We start from the raw sequence: 17263 nt of genomic DNA on the forward strand, positions 1-17263 counted from the left end.
CTTTTTTTCCTCCCTTTTTCGGTCGGCTGGGCGGTCAGCCCTTGGCCTTGGCTTCCCGCTGCAGAATGACGGCGAGAATGATGATGACCCCCTGGATGGCGCCGTTGAGATAGGGCGACACGAGGTCGGTCAGATTCAGGATGTTGTCGATCAGGCTCAGGATCAGGACACCGATCACCGTGCCCCAGACCCGTCCGAACCCGCCCTTGAGGACCGTGCCGCCGATGATGACCGCGGCGATCGCCTCGAGTTCCCAGAGAAGGCCGGTGGAGGCGGAGGCCGAGCCGAGGCGCGGCACGTACATGATCGTTGCGACGCCAACGAGGACGCCGAGCATCGCGTAGGTCAAGAGCCGCGTGCGGTTCACGTTGACGTTGGAATAATGGGCCACGTGCTCGCTCGAGCCGATGGCGGCGCAATGGCGGCCGAACCGGGCGCGGCTCATCAGGATCTCGCCGCCGATCACGACCAGGGCGAAGACGATGATGGGCCAGGAGATGCCGAGGATGCCGTCGAAATAGACCGGTCTGTAGAAGGTGCGGAGCCCGAAATCGAGCGACAGCGTGCCGCCATCGGCGAGCCACGTGACGAGGCTGCGGTAGATGCCCATGGAGCCGAGCGTGACGATGAACGCCTCGATCCCGAGCGTCGTGATGAGAAACCCGTTGAGGAGCCCCGCGGCCAGCCCCGCGAGAAGCGCAACGAGCATCCCCAGGAGGATGATCGGCACCCCGACCCCGAGCGTGGGCAGGGCCGCGTTCATCACGAGGATCATGAGACCCGCGATGAAGGCCGCCATGGAGCCGACCGAGAGATCGAGCCCGCCGGCGGTGATCACGAAGGTCATGCCGACCGCGATGATGCCGATGAAGGCCGAGCGCGCCAGCACGTTGGTGATGTTGGCGGCGCCGAGGAAGTTGGAATTGAGCGACGCGCCGATCGCCACGAGCACGATGAGGGCCAGTATGGGGCCGAGCACGCTCATCGAGGGCAGGGCGCGGCGGGGGCGCGTGTTGGTGGTCTCGGTCGTCATCAGGCCACTCTTTCGGTCTCTGCGGCGCCGAGGCCCATGGCCAGGCGCACGATGGCATCTTCGGTGATCTCCTGGCCCGTCAGCGTTCCGGCGACCCGACCCGTCCGCATGACGAGGACCCGATCGGCGAGGCCGATCACCTCCTGCATCTCCGAGGAGATGACGATCACGGCGTGTCCCGAGGCTGCGAAGTCGCGCAGGAAGGCGTAGATCTGCTGCTTGGTGCCGATGTCGATGCCACGCGTCGGTTCGTCGGCGACGAGGATCCGCGGCTCGGACATCATCACCTTGGCGAGCAACAGCTTCTGCTGGTTGCCCCCCGAGAGGTTGCCGACGCGCATGTCGCGCCGCCCGGATCGGATGTCGAACTCCGAGATCGCGCGATCGAGTGCCCGCTCCTCGGCGGTGCGGTCGATGAGGACGCCGCCGAACTTCTCCAGCGATTGCAGCGTCAGGTTCTCCCACATCGGCTTGTCGAGGAGAAGCCCGCGCAGCTTGCGGTCTTCGGTCAGGTAGCAGAGGCCGTGATCGAGCGCGTCGGACGGCCGCCTGATCGTCACCGCGTCGCCGCCGATCTCGATCCGCTCGGCACTTGCGGTGCGGAGGCCGCAGAGCCCCTCCATCGCTTCCGTGCGGCCCGAACCGATCAGTCCCGCGATCCCGAGGATCTCGCCGTGCCGGAGCTCGAATGACACCGCTTCGGCCTGACCCGGGACGTCGAGACCCTGAACCCGCAGCATCACCTCTCCGGACATTCCGGCCTTCGCGGGGTAGAGGTCAGACACGTCCCGCCCGACCATCGCGGTCGCCATTCCGTCTTCGTCGATCCCGCCTGCGCGGCCGTCATGCACCACCGCGCCGTCGCGCAGCACCGTCACGTGGTCGGCGATCTCGGCCACCTCGCCGAGCTTGTGCGAGGTGAAGAGGATTGCGGTGCCCTCGGCCTTGAGCGCGCGGACACGCTCGAAGAGCGTCCGTGTCTCGGAGGCGGTCAGGACGGCAGTCGGCTCGTCCATGACGAGCACGCGCGCGTCGCGGCTGAGCGCCTTGGCGATCTCGACCATCTGCTTGTCGGAATTCGAGAGCTTCGCGACGGGCGTGTCGGGATGGACGTGGCAGTTCACCCGGTCGAGATATTCGCGGGTCAGCCGCCGCATCCGCGCCTTGTCGAGAAGCCAGCCCCGATGCAGCTCGCGGCCGAGAAAAATGTTTTGCTCGACAGTGAGTTGCTCGGCGAGGTTGAACTCCTGATGGATCATCACGATCCCGGCTTCCTCGCCCTCGTGAAGGGAGCCGAAGGTCACTTCCTCGCCGTCCAGAAGGATACGGCCCGAGGTCGCGGGCTGGTAGCCCGCGAGGATCTTCATGGTCGTGGACTTGCCCGCGCCGTTCTCTCCGATGAGCGCCAGCACCTCGCCCGCGCGCAGATCGAGCGTCACGCCGTGAAGGACCTCGACCGGGCCGAAGCTCTTGCTGACGTCCCGAAGGCTCAGCACGGGCGTTCCGGTCATAGCGTCACCCAGGCCGCATCGTCCCTGGCCGAGGTGACGCAGGCCCGGATGAAGGCCATGCCCTCGAGCCCCGCGGCGAGGCCCGGAAGCTTGCCCATGACCGCCTCGCGGTCTTCTCCCGACTGCACCGCGCGGATGGCCTCGGCCGCCTCGGAATAGAGCGTCGCGAAGGCTTCGAGATAGCCCTCGGGATGCCCCGGTGGGATGCGGCTGACGGCGGTCGAGGCGTCGGTCGCCCCGGCACCGTTCCTTGTGATCCGCTGCGTCGGCTCACCGTGACGGGTGTACCAGAGGACGTTCGGATCCTCCTGCGCCCATTCGAGCCCGCCCTTGTCGCCGAAGAGCCGCAGCCGCAGCCCGTTCTCGTATCCCGGCGCCACCTGGCTGCACCAGAGCATGCCCCGCGCGCCGCTGTCGTAGCGCAGCATCACGTGGGCATTGTCGTCGAGCGCCCGGCCCGCGCCGAAGCTCTGCAGGTCGGCGGCAAGGCGCGTCGGCGTCTCTCCGGTGACGAAGGCGGCGAGGTTGAAGGCGTGGGTGCCGATATCGCCGATGGATCCGCCGGCGCCCGAGCGTTCGGGGTCGGTCCGCCATTCGGCCTGCTTCACGCCCGAATTCTCCACGGCGTCGGTCATCCAGTCCTGCGGGTATTCGACCTGAACGACGCGCAACTGCCCGAGGCCCCCTTCGGCGACCATCGCCTGCGCCTGCCTGACCATCGGATAGCCGGTGTAGTTGTGGGTCAGGACGAAGAGCGCCTTGCTGTCCCTGACGGCGGTCGCCATCGCTTCGGCATCGTCGAAGGTGGCCGTCAGGGGCTTGTCGCAGATCACGTGGATGCCGCGCTCGAGAAACGGCTTCGCCGCGGCGAAGTGGACATGGTTGGGGGTGACGATGCTGACCGCCTCGATCCCGTCCTCCCGGGCTGCCTCGGCCTCCGCCATCTCCTCGAAAGAGCCGTAGGACCGGTCCGGATCCAGCCCCAGCGCCTCGCCGCTCTTCTTCGCCTTCTCGGGCGTGGAGCTGAGGGCGCCCGCCACGAGATCGAAATGCCCGTCGATGCGGCTCGCGATCCGGTGCACACCGCCGATGAAAGCGTCGGCGCCGCCGCCGACCATGCCGAGTCCGATCCGTGCCATCAGTCCAGTCCCAGAAGCTTGCGGTTGGTCGCGTCGTCGATGTCTCCGCCGGCGAAGTCGTCGAAGGCGTGCGGGGTGACGCGGATGATGTGGTTGCGAACGAAGGCCGCGCCTTCGCGGGCGCCGTCCTCAGGGTGCTTGAGGGCGCATTCCCACTCGACGACCGCCCAGCCGTCGAAATCGATCGCCGCCATCTTCGCGAAGATGGCCCCGAAATCCACCTGTCCGTCACCCGGAGAACGGAAGCGGCCCGCGCGGTCGATCCAGGGTTGGTAGCCGCCATAGACGCCCTGCCGACCGGTCGGATTGAACTCCGCATCCTTGACGTGGAACATCTTGATGCGCTCGGCATAAATGTCGATGTTGTCAAGGTAATCAAGGCATTGCAGCACGTAGTGGGACGGATCGTACAGCATGTTGCAGCGTGCGTGCCCGCCGAGGCGCTCGAGGAACATCTCGAACGTGACGCCGTCGTGGAGGTCCTCCATCGGGTGGATCTCGTAGCAGACATCGACGCCGCATTCGTCCGCGTGATCGAGGATCGGCCGCCAGCGCGCCGCAAGCTCGTCGAAGGCCGTGTCGACCAGACCCTGCGGCCGCTGCGGGAAAGGATAGACAAACGGCCAGGCGAGCCCGCCCGAGAAGGTGACATGCTGGCCGATGCCGAGATTCTTCGACGCGGTCAGCGCCTTCTTGACCTGCTCGACGGCCCAGGCCTGGCGCTCCTTGGGTTTACCCTGAACCTCCGGTGCGGCGAAGCCGTCGACCCAGGCATCATAGGCGGGGTGCACCGCGACCAGCTGGCCGAGGATGTGCGTCGACAGGTCGGAAACCTCGACGCCGTTCTCGCGCGCCGTTCCGACCCATTCGTCGCAATAGTCCTTCGACGTCGCCAGCTTGTCGAGATCGACGAGGCGCGCATCCCAGACCGGGACCTGCACGCCCTCGTATCCGCATGTCGCCGCCCATCGGGTGATGCCGTCCCAAGAATTGAACGGCGCTTCGTCCCCGGCGAACTGCGCCAGGAACAGGCCGGGGCCCTTAATCGTCTTCATGTGTCCTCCCTTGACCGGACCGCGCACCGTTCCTCCTCGGCGCATCGACCCAGCGTAATGTAATCGATTACATCAAAGCTATACCTTGTGCGCAAGCCCTGTGTCAGCATTGAGCGTGGATAAGGAAGGGGTCATGGAAACAAGGGTCCGCATCGCCGATGTCGCTGCCGCAGCCGGGGTCTCCACGGCGACGGTGAGTCGCACACTGTCGTCTCCCGATGTGGTGGGCGCCGAGACGCGTGCCCGGGTGATGGCTGCCATCGACGCGACCGGCTACCAGATCAACGCCGCGGCGCGGGACCTTCGCCGGCGCAGGGCGCGGACGATCCTCGTGCTCGCGCCGAACCTCGCCAATACCTTCTTCAGCAGGATCGTCGCCGCCATCCAGAACGTGGCCGGAGAGGCGGGGCTTGCGGTGCAGATTTCCGACAGCCGGACCAGCAAGGAGGTTCTCGCGCGGCTGGGTCGGGAAGGGCGCGCCGACGGTATCCTGCTGCTCGACGGCTCGCTTCCGCCCGACATCGTCCGCGGCTGGCGGCTGCCGGTGATCCAGCTTTGCGAATGGAACGAGGAATATGGGCTGCCGAGCCTGCGCATCGACAACGCGGCCGCGGCGCGGATGGCCGTGGACCACCTCGTGGAGCTCGGGCATCGAACGCTGCTGCACATCTCCGGTCCGGCGGGAAACATTCTCGGACGGGTCCGGAAGGCGGGCTTCCTCGAGGCGGCCGCCGAGACAGGCGTCGACGCGCAGGTGGTGAACGGGGATTTCACGATGGGGTCGGGCGTAGCGGCCGCGCGCGCCTGGGCTGCGATGACAGACCGGCCGACGGCCATCTTCACGGCTTCAGACGAATGCGCCTTCGGGTTCGTATCCGAATGCAACGCGATGGGTATTCGCGTGCCATCAGACGTGTCGGTCATCGGCTTCGACGACGTCGACTTTGCCGGTCACTACATCCCGGCGCTGACGACGATCCACCAGCCTCGCGCGCGCCTCGGTCGCATGGCAGCCGAGCGCTTGATCGACGCGTTGCAGTCAGGAGAGCCGCTAGGACGGGACGACATCTTCATCGACCCGCATCTCGTCATTCGCGGCAGCACAGGCCCGCATTCTACACGCAGATAGGCGGGCCGGTCGTCTTGGTCGGTCCGGCGGGGCGGGACCTCAGCGGATCACGGATACCGGACGATAGAACATCTTGGCGAAGCTCGGGCCGTAGATGGCGACGATCGTTTCGTAGACGGCAAGGGTGACAGGCATGGTCTCGTCCTTCTGAGGGCGGAGATACCACCACATGATGTGGTGGTATGTAGCGTCAACTCTACGATGCAAAATCCGGTTCCCGCATGCGACCTTGGTCGGTGGCAGGGCCCGGGTCGATTTTCGGACTGACGTCAAGGCGCTGCACCTCGTGTGCACAACCTCAGCGAGACCTTCGATGACGGTCCGGGACGAATTCGTGGTATCCTCACCCTTGCGGGCCACGACATTTCGGCCCGTTCGATTCTCCCGAAAGGACTTTTCCATGTTCCCCACGCTCGACATCCAGCAGCCGCGGCCCTTCGATCTGGTCGGCTCGACCATCCTCATCGCCGGCAACGCGGCCGGCTTCGAGGGCACGCTCAGCATCACAGTCTCCGAAGGCCATGACGAGGTCACCGGCATCGCCAGCGTCGGCTCGCTGGGCCTGCGCCAGTTCCAGGCCTCGATCTACATCCCCGACGCCACTGCCTTTCAGCTCACCCGCATCTTCGTGACGATCGCCGACGACACGGGCAACGAGAACGGCCCGTCGGTCGTGATCCCGGTCCTCTTCGGGCCGCGCATCCTGGCGGGATATTCCGGCTGGCAACCCTACACCGTGAGGGCAGGCGACACCCTGACCGGCATTGCGCAAAGCCAATACGGCAATGCCGACTTTCAGCCCATTGCGGACGCCAACCAGAACACGCTTGCGAACCCTGACCTGATCTTTCCCGGCCAGATACTCCGCATACCCCGCAACGATATCTGACCGGATCAGCCTGCGCTGCGGGCGATCCAGTCGGCGATCATCAGGTCGAGATGCGCGCCGCCGCCGTTCTTGTAGACGGTGATCTCGTCGTCGCCGCGTCGCCCTTGCGACGTGCCGGGGACGAGGTCGTAGAGATCGCCCCGCACGTCGGCTTCCGAGATCACGCCCGCCTCGAGCGGGATCTTGAGCTCGCCGATGTGGCCGAGCGTCGTGTCGCGACTGTCGACGAACAGCGTTCCTTTCGCGATGAGCGCATCGTCCGCTTCGCGCATGTCCGACTTGAATGCGCCGATGAGGTCGACATGGGTTCCGGGCGCGATCCAGTCTCCGCGCAGCACGGGCTCGCGCGCCATGGTCGCGGCGGCGACGATGTCGGCGCGGCCCGCAGCCTCCGCGAGCTCGCCCGCGACCGAAAGCTCGACGCCCGGCACCGACAGATCGTCGACGAGCGCCTTTGCCTGCTCGTCGCGCCGCGCCCAGATCTCGACATGCTCAAGCTCCGGAAAGATCGCCGTATAGGCCGATACGAGGCTCCGCGCGACCACGCCCGCTCCGACGATGAGGAGCCGTCTGCTGTCGGGCCGCGCAAGCAGCGACGCTCCCAGCACGGAATCCGCGGCGGTCTTGAATTCGGTGACGAGGCGGCTTTCGATCACGGCGCGGAGCTCGCCGGTCTCGGGTCCCATGAGCATCATGGCGCCCTGCACGGTGGGCAATCCGCGGACGGCGTTTCCGCCCATCACCGTCACCGACTTCACCCCGCAGCCGAGCCCCTCGATCCGCGCCGCCCGGGTCAGGAGCGTCGCGTCGGCGGGCCCGAGAAAAAGGTCGCCGATCTCCGCACGGGGGAGGTGATGCCCGGAGCGCAGCGCTTCCACCGCGCCCGGCCAGTCGAGCTTCGGGGCGAGGGCGTCGTAAGTCAGAAGATCGGTCATGGAGCCTCCGGGTCACACAGGGCCGAGTGCTAGCGCATCGGGCGCCCACGGGAAACGCCCGTGGTCTCGACAGCGGCCGGGCCCCGCGCTAGCACGCTCGGAAAGACAAAAAAATACGGGCAGGCCCAATGCGAACATTCCGATCCCTCGGCGCGCTTCTCCTGGCGCTGGTGACCCTCTCCGCATGCGGGCCGAGCTACGAGAACGGGCCGCCGAGCCCGGAGCCGGGCGAGATCCGGGCGCTGGAACAGGCGATCCTAGATCTCGGTGGCGGCATTGCCGAGCAAGAGGCTGCGGCGACCGCCCGGATCGCCTTCACCTATCCGCTGGACCTCGCCGAGAGGTACATGATCACCGACCCGCCGCTCATCCACAACATGAAGGTGAATGCCGGCCGCAAGCCCCGGGGGCTCTGCTATCAATGGGCGGACGATCTCGAGGCGCGCCTCGAACGGGAGGGCTTCACCTCGCTCGAACTGCACCGCGCCATCGCCAATCACGACAAGCCGCTGCGCATCGAGCACAGCACCGTCATCGTGAGCCGTCGCGGCGCGCCGATGGAGGAGGGCATCGTGCTCGATCCCTGGCGCTGGGGCGGCAGGCTTTATTGGGTCCGGGTGCCCGAGGATCCCAAATACGACTGGTGGCCGCGCGGCGAGGTCTTTGCCTGGAAGCGCGGGCAGGAGGGCGAAATGCGGGGCGAGATCCCGGCCTATTGAGGCCGGCGACGCTCAGCTGTTGCCCGACCCCGTGAACCGGGCCGCATCGGCGGCGGCTCGGCGGATCGCGTTCGATTTGTGCACCGTCTCCTGGTACTCCGCCTCGGGATCGCTGTCGTAGACGACGCCGCCACCCGCCTGGATGTAGAGCTTTTCGTCCTTCACGATGGCGGTACGGAGCGCGATGCACATGTCCATGTCGCCGCCGGCGCTGAAATAGCCAACGCCGCCGCCATAGACGCCGCGCTTCTCGGGCTCGAGCTCGTCGATGATCTCCATCGCGCGGACCTTGGGCGCGCCCGACACGGTCCCCGCAGGGAGACCCGCGAGCAGGGCCGACAGCGCGTCCTGATCCTCGGCCAGCTCGCCCACCACGTTCGAGACGATATGCATGACGTGGCTGTAGCGCTCGATGACGAAGCGTTCGGTCGGGCGCACCGTGCCGATCTTCGCGACGCGGCCGGTGTCGTTGCGTCCGAGATCGAGCAGCATCAGGTGTTCGGCGAGCTCCTTCTGGTCGGACAGCAGGTCCGCCTCGTTCGCCGCGTCCTCCTCCGGCGTCGCCCCGCGGGGCCTCGTGCCAGCGATGGGACGGATCGTCACCTCGCGGCCGAAGACCCGCACGAGGATCTCGGGGGAGGCGCCGATCACCTGGAAGCCGCCGAAGTTGAAATAGAACATGAAAGGCGAGGGATTGGTGCGGCGCAAGCTGCGGTAGAGCGCGAAGGGCGGCAGCGGGAAATCCTGCGTCCAGCGCTGCGACGGCACCACCTGGAAGATGTCACCCGCGCGGATGTAGTCCTTCGCCGTCTCGACCGCGGCGCGATAGGCCTCGGGGGTGAAGTTCGAGACCGGCGCGCCGACCTCGCGCGCCTCGCCAAGCGAGCGGCTCGCCTGCGGCACGCTGCGTTCGAGATCGCGCACCGCGTCCATGACCCGTTCGGCCGCCTGCGCATAGGCCGCCCGCGCCGATTGCCCGTTGCCGGCCCATGCGGGCGCGACCACGGTCACTTCGCCCTTCACCCCGTCGAGCACCGCGATCACCGAGGGGCGCAGCATCAGCGCATCGGGCAGGCCGAGCGGGTCGGGGTTCACATCCGGCAGGCGTTCCACCAGCCGGATCATGTCGTAGCCGAGATAACCGAAGAGCCCCGCGGCCGATTGCGGCAGATCGTCCGGCAGATCGATCCGGCTTTCCTCGATCACCCGGCGCAGCGCGGTGAGCGGATCGTCCGCCTGATCCTCCCAGGCGCCCGGATCGAAGCGCGCGGCACGGTTCACGCGGCTTGTCTCGCCCCGGCATTCCCAGACGAGATCGGGCTTCATGCCGATGATCGAGTAGCGCCCGCGCACCTCGCCGCCGGTCACGGATTCGAGCAGGAACGCGTCCTGCGCGTTGCCCGCGAGCTTGAGCATCAGCGACACCGGCGTGTCGAGATCGGCGGCGAGGCGGGCATAGACCACCTGGCTTCGCCCCTCGGCATGGACCTTCGCGAAGCTGTCGAAATCCGGGGTCAGCGTCGCCATCGTCACTGCATCTGGCTGTGCACGGCGTTGAGCGCCTGCTGGTTGATCTCGACGCCTGCACGGCGCTGGATGTCCTCGACATAGGCCGAGGTCAGCGCGTTGGCGATGTCGCCCGCCGCGCGGCTGCGCAGCTGCTCGGCAATCTGCGCTGCCTGGTCGCTTTCGAGATCAGCGGGCACGATTTCATCGAGCCGCACGATCGCGACCCGCCCCTGACCCGGCAGGACGACCACGCCGCCCTCGTCGAGTGTGAAGATCTCCTCGACCGAGCCCTCTGGAAGGCCGTCGAGCGGCGTCGTCCGGGAGACCGCGTCGAGCGTGCGCGGCTCGAGCCCGGCACCCTCGAAGGTCGCGCCCTCGCGCAGGCGCTCCGCAATGCGCGTCGCGTTGCCTTCAAGCGCTTCGGTGATCCGGGCGCGCTCCCAGCCGGTCAGGACCTGATCGCGGACCTCCTCGAAGGGGCGGGGCGCCTCCGGCAGCACTTCGTCGACCCGGGCGGCGAAGAGGCCGCCATCGCCGGTCTCGACGATGGCGGGATAATCCCCGGGCTGCATGCTCCGGACGGCCTCGCCGAAAGCGGGGTAGGATGTGATGCCGTCGCCGGATTCGCCCGCGTAATCGACCTCGCCGAGCTCCATGTCGGTCTCGCGCGCCAGATCCTCGAGGGTCGCCCCGCCGACGAGGCGGTCGTCGTAATCGCCGGCCTGACGCTGGATCACCTGCCGCGCCTCGTCGAGAACGAGGCTGTCGCGGAGCGCGGGCTGGGCCTCCTCGAAGGGGGTCTCCTGCGCGGCGAGCTGGGCGTTCACCCGGAAGAGCGCGGGGCCGAGCGGCGACGGCGCAGGGCCCGCGACCTCGCCCGTCGAGATGTCGAACACCGCATCCGCCGCGTCGCCGAGATCCTCGCGCGTCACGACGCCGAGATCGACGTCCGACAGGTCGAGACCGCGCGCCTCCACGAGGTCGTCGAAGCTGGCCTCGCCGCTCTCGATCCGGGCCGCGGCGTCCTGGGCCGCCTCCTCGGAGGAGAAGACGAGGCGCTCGACGATGCGACGTGCGGGCATGTTGAACTCGGAATTGCGCTCCTCGTAGGCCTCGCGCAGCCGCTCCTCGCTGATCTCGACGGTGTCGACGAGCATGTCCGGCGTCACCCAGGCATAGGTGATGCGCTTGGTCTCGGGCCGGGTGTAACGCTCGATATTCTCGTCGTAATAGGCCTGGAGGTCCTCGTCGGAGGGCTCCGGGATGCCCGATTGCAGGTCGGAATTGTCGAGAATGGCGAAGGTGAAGTCGCGCGTCTCGGCCGCATATTGCACGATCGTGTCGACATAGGCCTCGGGCATCCGGTTGCCGGACGCGATCGCGCCCTGCAGGAGCGAGCGGGCGATGTCGTCGCGCAGCTGCATCTCGAACTCCCGCTCCGACAGGCCGGCATTGTCGAGCGCAAAGGCATAGGCCTCGCGGTCGAACTGCCCGTCGGGACCCTGGAAGGCGCCGATGCCCTGAAGCTCCTGCGCCAGGACCTCGTCGCCGACCGAGAGGCCGATCTGGTCCGCCTCCCAGTCGAGCGCGGCCTCGGTGACGAGCTGGCCCAGGATCTGCCGGTCGAGGCCCGAGGATTGCAGCTGGGCCACCGTCATCGGCTCGCCTGTCTGCTGCGTCATCCGCTGCATCTGGTTCTGGAGCGCCCGGGAATAGGCGTCGATCCCGATCTCCTCGTCGCCCACGGTCCCGACGGAGCGGGCGTTGCCCGAGAGGTTCGTCGCCCCGAAGCCGATGAGACCGATGAAGAGAAGACCCATCAGGGCCCAGACGAAGGCCTTCGAGAGGCCTTTGGCCTTCAGTGCCATATGCGGGTGTCCTTCCTGCCGGAATGTCGTCGCGCGTGGCCGCTGCCCGCGGGGGCAGAGCCGGTCCGCGGCTGTCTATGCGCTGGTCTGCCCGCTCGCAAGGGGCCGGTCCACCGCGGCAAGGCGGCGGAAGAGCTCCGCGATCTGCTCCTCGTCCACATTGGCGAAGGCGAGGCGGATCTGGCGGGCGCCGGAGGCGTCGCCCTCGGGCATGAATATCGTGCCCGGAAGGCAGAGGACGCTCTGCTCGGCGACGAGATCGCGGGCGAGCGCATCGGACCGCGTCTCGAACGGATGCTCGAGATAGGCGAAATAGGCGCCGAGCCCCATGAGCCGCCAGCCGCGCGCCTCGAGCACGGGCATGTTCGCCTCGATAGCGGCGCGCCGGCGCAGAATCTCGTCGCGTTCCCCGGCGACCCACTGGTCGAGATGGCGCAAACCCCAGAGCGCGGCCCGCTGACCGATCTGCGGGGCGCAGATGGCGACCGTGTCGAGGAACTTCTCGACTTCCGCGAGAAGTCCCGGATCGGCGACGATCGCCCCGACGCGGTGACCGGTGAGGCGGTAGGCCTTCGAGAACGAGTAGAGCTGCACGAGCGTCGGGTCCGGCCCCTCGGCGCGCAGATCGTGTGGCGCGCCAGAGCGGCTGTCGAAGTCGCGGTAGGTCTCGTCGACGATGAGCCGAAGCCCGTGCTCCGCCGCGAGATCGCGGAAGGCGCTCAGGGTCGCCGCGGGATATTCCACCCCGCCGGGATTGTTCGGGCTGACGAGGGCGATGGCCTTAGTGCGCTCGGTGACGAGGGCGCGGGCCGCCTCGGCGTCCGGGATCAGGTCGGCGCCGGTGGCGAGCGCAACGGCGCGGACGCCCTCCATGTCGAGCCACATCTTGTGGTTGAAGTACCACGGAACCGGCAGGATGACCTCGTCACCCTCGCCGCAGAGCGCAGCGATGACTGCCGCGAAGGCCTGGTTGCAGCCTGCGGTGATGGCGATCTCGTCTGCACTGACCGCGCCGCCGTAATGGCGTGCCCACGCCACTGCGAGCTCCTCGCGCAGGTCGGAATTACCCAGCACGGGCCCGTAGAGATGCGTCGCGGGATCGTTCAGCGCCTCGGCCATCGCCGCGCGCAAGGGCTCCGGCGGTGGATCGACCGGCGCGGCCTGGCTCACGTTGAGGAGCGGCCGGCCAGCGGGAAAGGTCACCCCCTCGAGCCAGCGGCGCGCCTCCATCACCGGCGGGGCGAAGGTCGTCTCGGTGCGGCTGGTCATGGCGGGCGTCACGCTCTTTTCTGGGGGTGGGACCGGGGCGCTGCCCCGGTCCCCGGGATATTTCCGTCAAGAAGAAGGGCCGGGGCGGATCAGTCGTCGGCGCCGTGATAGGGTTTGACGTATTGCAGCGCCATGTCCCAGGGGAAGAAAATCCAGGTGTCCTGGCTCACCTCGGTCACGAAGGTGTCGACCTGCGGCTTGCCTTGCGGCTTGGCGTAGACGGTCGCGACATGGGCCTTGGGCATGGCAGCGCGCACCACCTCGAGCGTCTTGCCGGTGTCGACGAGGTCGTCGACGATCAGAACGCCGGTGCCGTCGCCGACGACGTCCATGTCGGGGGACTTGATGATCTGAGGCTCGGCCTGGGTCTGGTGGTTGTAGGACTTGACCGAGATCGTGTCGACGGTGCGGATGTCGAGCTCGCGGCTGACGATCATCGCCGGGGCCATGCCGCCGCGGGTGATCGCGACGACCGCGCGCCAGCCGCCTTCGCCGGCCCCCTGATCCTGCAGGCGCCAGGCCAGCGCCCGTGCGTCGCGATGGAGCTGGTCCCAGCTCACGTGAAAGCCTTTCTCGTGCGGCAGTCGGTCCATATGGGTCACCTGTCGATCAGAAGTTTGAGCCCCAGCGCCGCCAGCACCGCCGCTGCGACCCGGTCGAGAACCGGCTTCAGGGCGAGATATCCCGAACGGGCCGGGGGAGTGGCGAGAGCGAGAGCGAAAAGGGAGCAGAGCGTCCATTCGACCGCGAGGTGATTGGCGACGATGAGGGCCTTCTCGTGCGGGGCAAGGCCCGCCGGAAAGATCACCAGCAGCACCGAGGCGGCGAAGAGGACGGATTTCGGATTGGCGAGATTGACGAGCAGCCCGGTGCGGAAGGCCTGGCCGCCCGCCGACCTTCCGCTCTCGGACAGCGGCGTCCGCGCATCGCGCCAGAGCGCCGCCGCGAGCCAGAGCAGGTAGAGCGCGCCTGCGACCTTGAGCGTGAGATAGGCCCAGGGGACCAGCGCGAAGATCGCTTCGAGGCCCAGCAGGGCGGCCGCGGTCCAGGCCGCCGCCATGGTCCCGAGGCCGAGACCCGTCGCGATCCCGGCGCGCGGCCCCTGCACCAGCGAGGTGCGCAGCGCGAGGAGGAGCGCAGGGCCGGGGCTCGCCATCGCGGCGAGAAGCGTCAGGTTGAAGGCGAGGAGATGCGGCCAGTCCATGCCGGGCGGCCGCTCAGGCCTTCTCGATGTCGGGGGCGTCGGGGGCCTTCATGCCGACGATATGGTAGCCCGCGTCGACATGGTGCGTCTCGCCCGTGACCCCGGAGCCGAGGTCCGACAGAAGGTAGAGCGCCGACTTGCCGACATCCTCGATGGTCACGTTGCGCCGCATCGGCGAATTGAGCTCGTTCCACTTCATGATGTAGCGGAAATCGCCGATGCCCGAGGCCGCGAGGGTCCGGATCGGACCGGCCGAGAGTGCGTTCACCCGGATGCCGTCGCGGCCGAGATCCTCGGCCATGTAGCGCACGGAGGCTTCCAGAGCCGCCTTGGCGACGCCCATCACGTTGTAATGCGGCATGACCCGCTCGGCGCCGTAATAGGTCAGCGTCAGGGCCGAGCCGCCATCATTCATCATTTCGGCCGCGCGCTTGGTCACCGCGGTGAAGGAATAGACGGAGATGTCCATGGTCGACAGGAAGTTGTCGCGCGAGGTGTCGACGTAGCGGCCGCGCAGCTCGGTCTTGTCCGAATAGCCGATGGCGTGGACGATGAAGTCGAGACTGTCCCACTGCTCGCGCAGGCCCTCGAAGAGCGCATCGATGGAATCCCAGTCGCCCACGTCGCAGGGCAGCACGATCGTCGAGCCGAGGCTTTCCGCCAATGGCGCGACGCGCTTCTTCAGCGGCTCGCCCTGGTAGGAGAAGGCCAGTTCCGCGCCCGCATCGGCGCAGGCCTTGGCGATGCCCCAGGCGATGGACTTGTCGTTCGCAAGGCCCATGATGAGACCCCGCTTGCCTGCCATCAGATTGTTTGACATCCACGCCCTCCAGCCGACATTGCACCACGCCGTCCTTTAGGGGATGGACGGGGGACCATCAAGGGCTGCCGCCCGACAGCGGACCTGCAACCATCTTGACTTAACGGGAGGCCGCGCATGGCCGAGAGAACTGGCATTTTCGCCGGGGAAGACCCCTTCGAGATCGCGCGCGCCTGGCTCGCGGAAGCCGAGGATCGCGAGGTCAACGACCCCAACGCCATCGCCCTGTCGACGGTGGACGAGACCGGCATGCCGAACGCCCGCATGGTGCTGCTGAAGGAGATCGAGGTTGCGGCCTTCGTCTTCTACACGAATTACGGCAGCGCCAAGGGGCGCGAGATCGCCGGCGCCGGCAAGGCGGCTTTCGTCTGGCACTCGAAATCTTTGCGGCGGCAGATCCGCGTCCGCGGCACGACCGAACGGGAGGACGGGCCGCAGGCGGACGACTATTACGCCTCCCGCTCGCTCAAGTCGCGCCTCGGCGCATGGGCGTCCAAACAGTCGGAGCCGCTCGAGAGCCGGGCCGCGCTGATGGCGGAAGTCGCCCGGGTCACCGCCCGCTTCGGGTCGAATCCCCCGCGGCCGGACTTCTGGGGCGGGATCAGACTCGTGCCTCAGGAAGTAGAGTTCTGGGCCGACGGCGCATTTCGGTTGCACGACCGCTTTGCATGGCGTCGGCGTGATCCCGCCGAACCCTGGACCGTACAGCGCCTAAACCCGTGAGGAGGCGCATTTGACGGATTTTTGCGGCAGCAGGCAGACTTGCGCGTATGTTTTGAATGTGACCTGCTCGCGGCCATGTTATGATGCGGATCATTCGTTAACGGCAGGTGCTGCGTGATACAGGAAGATCGCCCGCTCGACGGAGAACGGGTTCAGGGTCGGGTGAAGTGGTTTGATCCCAACAAGGGTTTCGGATTCGTCATCGCCGATACTGGCGGGCCGGACATTTTGCTGCATGCCAACGTGCTTCGCAATTTCGGCCAGAGTTCCGTGGCCGACGGCGCGCGCATCGAGATCGGCGTCCAGGAAACCCCGCGCGGCGTCCAGGCGGTTCAGGTCTTCAGCATCGCACCGCCGGTCGAGGCATCGACCGCTCCGCTTGCGGATTTCGAGACTATGGACCCCGAACTCCTCGCCAATGCGGAGCTCGAGCCGGCGCGGGTGAAATGGTTCGACAAGGCCAAGGGCTTCGGTTTCGCCAATGTCTTCGGGCGGACCGAGGACATCTTCATTCACATCGAAGTGCTCCGCCGCTCGGGTCTCGCGGAGTTGCAGCCGGGCGAAGCGCTCGCTATCCGTTCGGTCGAAGGGCGGCGCGGCCGCATGGCGACCGAGGTGATGGCATGGGAAGCGGCAATCTCAGACGAGTCGTAACGGGGGTGGCGCTCGCGGGGCTGCTGCCGGCAGCCGCGCAGGCGGCATGTTCCGAGGATCGCGTGGGTCTGCGCGGCGAGTTCGGCGAGGTCAGCTTCCGCGTCGATGTGGCCGACACTGCCGACGAACGCGCGCAGGGGCTCATGAACGTGCCCGAGATGCCGCGATTTTCTGGAATGCTCTTCGTCTACGAGCGGCCCCAGCCGGTGGCTTTCTGGATGAAGAACACGCTCATCCCGCTCGACATGATCTTCGCGGACGAGGCGGGCGTCGTGCAGCGCGTCCATGCCGAGGCGGTGCCGGGGGACCTGACCGGCATACCGGGGGGCGACGGCATCCAGTACGTTCTCGAGGTCAACGGCGGGCTCGCCGCCGACCTCGGGATCGCGCCCGGCACCGAGATGCGGCATCCGTCGATCGATGACGCTGCGTGGCCCTGCGACGCGGGCTGAGATCGGGCCTTTTCAAAGCTGCACTGCGGCGCTAGAGGAGAGCCGTTCGGGGCGTAGCGCAGCCTGGTAGCGCGACGGTTTTGGGTACCGTAGGTCGGAGGTTCGAATCCTCTCGCCCCGACCACCTTCTAAAGAGCATCGGTGAGGGCGCGGGACCGTAGGGTCCGAAGCCAAGTGCATGACCAAATGTTGTGCATCGACCCTTGATCCATTCCGGGCTTGATCGTGGCGCGCGTGTCACGGCGCAGAAATGTGCACGCTCTGATGGCTCTGTGGAAAACCTGTGTGGAAGAGCGTTTTTCCCCGGATTCGCAGAGGGTGCTTGCCCGGAGCGCTCTGTGCACATCTTCCATT

Annotated in this window: 17 protein-coding genes and 1 tRNA gene; 7 read left to right on the forward strand and 11 right to left on the reverse strand. The window is 67.2% G+C overall.

From position 1 onward, the window contains the following. Window positions 1–34: 34 nt before the first annotated feature. Genes OCH239_RS01645 through OCH239_RS01660 form a run of 4 tightly spaced genes read right to left on the reverse strand, consistent with a single transcriptional unit; the run spans window position 35 to window position 4738 of the window. Complete coding sequence (locus OCH239_RS01645) at window positions 35–1033, reverse strand: ABC transporter permease (protein WP_037257686.1); 999 nt, start codon at window positions 1031–1033, stop codon at window positions 35–37. After that, the gene (locus OCH239_RS01650) at window positions 1033–2544 is read right to left on the reverse strand and encodes a sugar ABC transporter ATP-binding protein (RefSeq protein ID WP_037257688.1); all 1512 of its coding nucleotides are present in this window, start codon (window positions 2542–2544) and stop codon (window positions 1033–1035) included. The genes OCH239_RS01645 and OCH239_RS01650 overlap by 1 nt, the downstream gene beginning before the upstream one ends. Next, window positions 2541–3683 (reverse strand): Gfo/Idh/MocA family protein, encoded by a 1143-nt coding sequence (locus OCH239_RS01655; RefSeq protein ID WP_211241950.1) that lies wholly within the window; start codon window positions 3681–3683, stop codon window positions 2541–2543. The genes OCH239_RS01650 and OCH239_RS01655 overlap by 4 nt, the downstream gene beginning before the upstream one ends. Next, window positions 3683–4738: a sugar phosphate isomerase/epimerase family protein gene (locus OCH239_RS01660; protein ID WP_037257689.1), complete on the reverse strand. Its 1056-nt coding sequence runs from the start codon at window positions 4736–4738 to the stop codon at window positions 3683–3685. Before OCH239_RS01660 ends, OCH239_RS01655 begins: the two co-directional genes overlap by 1 nt. A gap of 133 nt (window positions 4739–4871) precedes the next feature. Between OCH239_RS01660 and OCH239_RS01665 the strand changes: the two genes are divergently transcribed. Both OCH239_RS01665 and OCH239_RS01670 read left to right on the forward strand, forming a co-directional pair. Next, window positions 4872–5867, forward strand: a complete 996-nt coding sequence (locus tag OCH239_RS01665; protein WP_037257693.1) for a LacI family DNA-binding transcriptional regulator — start codon at window positions 4872–4874, stop codon at window positions 5865–5867. 400 nt (window positions 5868–6267) lie between these two features. Then, window positions 6268–6756: a LysM peptidoglycan-binding domain-containing protein gene (locus OCH239_RS01670; protein ID WP_037257695.1), complete on the forward strand. Its 489-nt coding sequence runs from the start codon at window positions 6268–6270 to the stop codon at window positions 6754–6756. A 5-nt stretch (window positions 6757–6761) separates the two neighbouring features. Here OCH239_RS01670 and OCH239_RS01675 read toward each other — a convergent pair whose 3' ends face one another. Beyond that, window positions 6762–7691 (reverse strand): ornithine cyclodeaminase family protein, encoded by a 930-nt coding sequence (locus OCH239_RS01675; protein ID WP_037257698.1) that lies wholly within the window; start codon window positions 7689–7691, stop codon window positions 6762–6764. 128 nt (window positions 7692–7819) lie between these two features. On the opposite strand from OCH239_RS01675, the gene OCH239_RS01680 reads away from it, so the two are divergent. After that, the gene (locus tag OCH239_RS01680; RefSeq protein ID WP_037257701.1) at window positions 7820–8410 is read left to right on the forward strand and encodes a hypothetical protein; all 591 of its coding nucleotides are present in this window, start codon (window positions 7820–7822) and stop codon (window positions 8408–8410) included. A gap of 12 nt (window positions 8411–8422) precedes the next feature. Here the strand turns inward: OCH239_RS01680 and trpE are convergent, their stop codons facing one another. The 6 genes from trpE to fabI form a co-directional block, all read right to left on the reverse strand. Next, window positions 8423–9937, reverse strand: coding sequence for an anthranilate synthase component I (gene trpE, locus OCH239_RS01685; RefSeq protein WP_037257703.1), 1515 nt, complete (start codon window positions 9935–9937; stop codon window positions 8423–8425). A gap of 2 nt (window positions 9938–9939) precedes the next feature. Then, a complete protein-coding gene (locus OCH239_RS01690) occupies window positions 9940–11787 on the reverse strand; it encodes a peptidyl-prolyl cis-trans isomerase (protein WP_037257705.1) in 1848 nt (615 codons plus the stop codon). A 75-nt stretch (window positions 11788–11862) separates the two neighbouring features. Further along, window positions 11863–13056 carry an aminotransferase gene (locus tag OCH239_RS01695; protein ID WP_037257709.1) on the reverse strand — a complete coding sequence of 398 codons (1194 nt, stop codon included), beginning with the start codon at window positions 13054–13056 and terminating at the stop codon, window positions 11863–11865. Between the two features lie 89 nt (window positions 13057–13145). After that, on the reverse strand, window positions 13146–13649 hold the full coding sequence (gene gpt, locus OCH239_RS01700) for a xanthine phosphoribosyltransferase (protein ID WP_037257713.1): 504 nt from the start codon (window positions 13647–13649) through the stop codon (window positions 13146–13148). Window positions 13650–13654: 5 nt separating this feature from the next. Continuing rightward, on the reverse strand, window positions 13655–14260 hold the full coding sequence (locus OCH239_RS01705; RefSeq protein ID WP_037257716.1) for a LysE family translocator: 606 nt from the start codon (window positions 14258–14260) through the stop codon (window positions 13655–13657). 13 nt (window positions 14261–14273) lie between these two features. After that, on the reverse strand, window positions 14274–15080 hold the full coding sequence (fabI, locus tag OCH239_RS01710; RefSeq protein WP_037257718.1) for an enoyl-ACP reductase FabI: 807 nt from the start codon (window positions 15078–15080) through the stop codon (window positions 14274–14276). Window positions 15081–15197: 117 nt separating this feature from the next. On the opposite strand from fabI, the gene pdxH reads away from it, so the two are divergent. The 4 genes from pdxH to OCH239_RS01730 all read left to right on the forward strand — a co-directional run bounded on the left by pdxH (window position 15198) and on the right by OCH239_RS01730 (window position 17033). After that, window positions 15198–15803 carry a pyridoxamine 5'-phosphate oxidase gene (pdxH, locus tag OCH239_RS01715; protein ID WP_037257723.1) on the forward strand — a complete coding sequence of 202 codons (606 nt, stop codon included), beginning with the start codon at window positions 15198–15200 and terminating at the stop codon, window positions 15801–15803. 114 nt (window positions 15804–15917) lie between these two features. Next, window positions 15918–16457 (forward strand): cold-shock protein, encoded by a 540-nt coding sequence (locus tag OCH239_RS01720; RefSeq protein ID WP_051489138.1) that lies wholly within the window; start codon window positions 15918–15920, stop codon window positions 16455–16457. Beyond that, window positions 16427–16909 carry a DUF192 domain-containing protein gene (locus OCH239_RS01725; RefSeq protein WP_037257726.1) on the forward strand — a complete coding sequence of 161 codons (483 nt, stop codon included), beginning with the start codon at window positions 16427–16429 and terminating at the stop codon, window positions 16907–16909. Before OCH239_RS01720 ends, OCH239_RS01725 begins: the two co-directional genes overlap by 31 nt. 47 nt (window positions 16910–16956) lie before the next feature. Continuing rightward, window positions 16957–17033, forward strand: a tRNA-Pro gene (locus OCH239_RS01730). The last annotated feature ends 230 nt before the right edge of the window (window positions 17034–17263 follow it).

The organism is Roseivivax halodurans JCM 10272, from assembly GCF_000521785.1.
Taxonomy (GTDB): Bacteria; Pseudomonadota; Alphaproteobacteria; order Rhodobacterales; family Rhodobacteraceae; genus Roseivivax; species Roseivivax halodurans.

Excerpts from the sequence above, each read along its gene's own strand:
- OCH239_RS01645 (WP_037257686.1), bottom strand. The coding sequence starts at position 1,033 with ATGACGACCGAGACCACCAACACGCGCCCCCGCCGCGCCCTGCCCTCG.
- OCH239_RS01650 (WP_037257688.1), bottom strand. The coding sequence starts at position 2,544 with ATGACCGGAACGCCCGTGCTGAGCCTTCGGGACGTCAGCAAGAGCTTC.
- OCH239_RS01655 (WP_211241950.1), bottom strand. The coding sequence starts at position 3,683 with ATGGCACGGATCGGACTCGGCATGGTCGGCGGCGGCGCCGACGCTTTC.
- OCH239_RS01660 (WP_037257689.1), bottom strand. The coding sequence starts at position 4,738 with ATGAAGACGATTAAGGGCCCCGGCCTGTTCCTGGCGCAGTTCGCCGGG.
- OCH239_RS01665 (WP_037257693.1), top strand. The coding sequence starts at position 4,872 with ATGGAAACAAGGGTCCGCATCGCCGATGTCGCTGCCGCAGCCGGGGTC.
- OCH239_RS01670 (WP_037257695.1), top strand. The coding sequence starts at position 6,268 with ATGTTCCCCACGCTCGACATCCAGCAGCCGCGGCCCTTCGATCTGGTC.
- OCH239_RS01675 (WP_037257698.1), bottom strand. The coding sequence starts at position 7,691 with ATGACCGATCTTCTGACTTACGACGCCCTCGCCCCGAAGCTCGACTGG.
- OCH239_RS01680 (WP_037257701.1), top strand. The coding sequence starts at position 7,820 with ATGCGAACATTCCGATCCCTCGGCGCGCTTCTCCTGGCGCTGGTGACC.
- trpE (WP_037257703.1), bottom strand. The coding sequence starts at position 9,937 with ATGGCGACGCTGACCCCGGATTTCGACAGCTTCGCGAAGGTCCATGCC.
- OCH239_RS01690 (WP_037257705.1), bottom strand. The coding sequence starts at position 11,787 with ATGGCACTGAAGGCCAAAGGCCTCTCGAAGGCCTTCGTCTGGGCCCTG.
- OCH239_RS01695 (WP_037257709.1), bottom strand. The coding sequence starts at position 13,056 with ATGACCAGCCGCACCGAGACGACCTTCGCCCCGCCGGTGATGGAGGCG.
- gpt (WP_037257713.1), bottom strand. The coding sequence starts at position 13,649 with ATGGACCGACTGCCGCACGAGAAAGGCTTTCACGTGAGCTGGGACCAG.
- OCH239_RS01705 (WP_037257716.1), bottom strand. The coding sequence starts at position 14,260 with ATGGACTGGCCGCATCTCCTCGCCTTCAACCTGACGCTTCTCGCCGCG.
- fabI (WP_037257718.1), bottom strand. The coding sequence starts at position 15,080 with ATGTCAAACAATCTGATGGCAGGCAAGCGGGGTCTCATCATGGGCCTT.
- pdxH (WP_037257723.1), top strand. The coding sequence starts at position 15,198 with ATGGCCGAGAGAACTGGCATTTTCGCCGGGGAAGACCCCTTCGAGATC.
- OCH239_RS01725 (WP_037257726.1), top strand. The coding sequence starts at position 16,427 with ATGGGAAGCGGCAATCTCAGACGAGTCGTAACGGGGGTGGCGCTCGCG.